Source organism: Rhizobacter sp. (assembly GCF_031412495.1).
Classification (GTDB): Bacteria; Pseudomonadota; Gammaproteobacteria; order Burkholderiales; family Burkholderiaceae_C; genus Schlegelella_A.
The window spans coordinates 1-2,058 of the sequence record NZ_JANODC010000158.1; the positions used below are offsets into that span (position 1 = coordinate 1).

Here is a 2,058-nt window from a genome sequence, read left to right on the forward strand (position 1 = left end):
GCCCCCAGCACGACGAGCTGCTCGGCGAGGAGCAGGTAGCCGCTGACCGGCTCGAGGACGTGCTGCCAGGGACGCGTCGCCCCGGGATAGCGAACCTCGAGGGCGACGGAATCGACCGCGGCGCGGAAGAAATCGGGGACCAGGCGGTCGCGCGCCCAGTCGCCGCCGCCGATGACATTGCCGGCTCGTGCCGTTGCGAGGGAAATGCCCTGGGTGGCGAGAAAGGAGTCGCGGTACGCGGCCGAGACGAGCTCCGAGCAGGCCTTGCTGTTCGAGTAAGGATCGTGCCCGCCGAGCGGCTCCGGCTCGCGGTAGCCCCAGGCCCACTCCTGGTTCTGGTAGCACTTGTCGGTGGTCACGTTGACGATGGCCTTCACGCCCGGCGTCTTTCGCACCGCCTCGAGCAGGTGGACGGTGCCCATGACGTTCACCGAGTAGGTCTCGACCGGGTCGAGGTAGGACTCGCGCACCAGCGGCTGCGCCGCGAGGTGAAAGACCACCTCCGGCGCGGCGGCGCGCAAGGCCGTGCCGAGCGCGTCGGCGTCGCGCACGTCGCCGATCGTGTGACCGGCGAGGCGGTCGGCGATGCGCGCAACCGCGAACAGGCTGGGCTCCGTCGGTGGCTGCAGCGAGTAGCCGTGCACCTCGGCGCCGGCATGGGTCAGCCAGAGGCTCAGCCAGCCGCCCTTGAAGCCGGTGTGACCGGTCACGAACACCTCGCGGCCGCGCCAGAAGTCGCTCATGGCCAGGTCTTCCACGGCGCCTCGCCGCTGGCCCACAGCTGCTCGAGGTGGGTCTTGTCGCGCAAGGTGTCCATCGGCTGCCAGAAGCCGGTGTGCTCGAACGCCATCAGCTCGCCCTCCTCGGCGAGCCGGTTCAGCGGCCCGGCCTCCCAGCTCGACTGGTCGCCGTCGATGTAGGGCAGGCAGCGCGGCGACAGCACGAAGAAGCCGCCGTTGATCCAGCCGCCGTCGCCGCGCGGCTTCTCGATGAAGCCCTGCACGCTCTGCCCGTCCATCAGCAGCGCGCCGTAGCGTCCGGGCGGCTGGACCGACGTGACCGTGGCGATCCGCCCGTGCGAGCGATGGAAAGCGATCAGCTTGCCGATGTCGACGTCGGCGACGCCGTCGCCGTAGGTGAAGCAGAACGCGTCGTCGTCGCTGACGTAGCTCGCGACCCGCTTCAGGCGCCCGCCCGTCAGCGTCTCGTCACCGGTGTCGACGAGCGTCACTCGCCAGGGCTCGGCGTTGCGCTGGTGCACGCGCATCTTGTTCTTCTCCATGTCGAAGGTGACGTCCGACATGTGCAGAAAATAGTTGGCGAAGTACTCCTTGATCACGTAGCCCTTGTATCCGCAGCAGATCACGAAGTCGTGGATGCCGTGCGCCGAGTACATCTTCATGATGTGCCACAGGATCGGCTTGGCGCCGATCTCGATCATCGGCTTGGGCTTGAGGTGGGTTTCCTCGGAGATGCGGGTGCCGAGACCTCCGGCCAGGATGACGGCTTTCAATGCGGGATCTCCATCATGCGAGGGGAGACGAATTTCTGCGCCACCTTGCGGATCAGCTTCAGGCAGATGCCGAGCGATGCCTCGCCGGGCGACATACCGAGCTCGCGAAGCGATCCGTAGCACTCGCGGTTGGCGTCGAGGATGGCGCGCACGGAGCGGTTCGACACGCCGCCCTCGCGCATCGACACCAGCGGCAGGGCCAGGACGGCGACGTTGTCGGCGGCCTGCCGCAGCGCCTCGGTCATGAGCTTGAAGTCGGCTGCGATCCGCTTCGACTCGTCGAAGCCGCCGACGCCGAGCAGGAGTTGGCGCCGGGCGATGAAGGCGGGGTGCGGCGGGTGCCACGAGAAGCGCCTCGCCCGCGCCACGTCGGCCGGGACGCGCCAGTAGCGCGTCGGGCGGGCGCCGCGGGCACCGTCCTTGAACATCTCGATCTCGCCGATCAGCACCGGCGGCCTGCGCTCGCCGAGGATCGACAGGATCGAGGGCCAGGCGAGCGCGATCCGCGCGTGCAGCAGGTCGTCGGAATTCAGGAACCAGACGTA

Annotated in this window: 3 protein-coding genes; all 3 read right to left on the reverse strand. The window is 68.6% G+C overall.

Annotated features, from left to right (window positions below; all coding sequences use genetic code 11):
* On the reverse strand, positions 1-743 hold a 743-nt coding region (gene rfbG / locus AC30N0_RS05700), incomplete at its 3' end, for a CDP-glucose 4,6-dehydratase (protein ID WP_489516960.1).
* On the reverse strand, positions 740-1,513 hold the full coding sequence (gene rfbF, locus AC30N0_RS05705) for a glucose-1-phosphate cytidylyltransferase (protein ID WP_489516961.1): 774 nt from the start codon (positions 1,511-1,513) through the stop codon (positions 740-742). The genes rfbG and rfbF, both read right to left, overlap by 4 nt.
* A partial coding sequence (locus AC30N0_RS05710) for a glycosyltransferase family protein (RefSeq protein WP_489516962.1) occupies positions 1,510-2,058 on the reverse strand: 549 nt, incomplete at its 5' end. The genes rfbF and AC30N0_RS05710, both read right to left, overlap by 4 nt.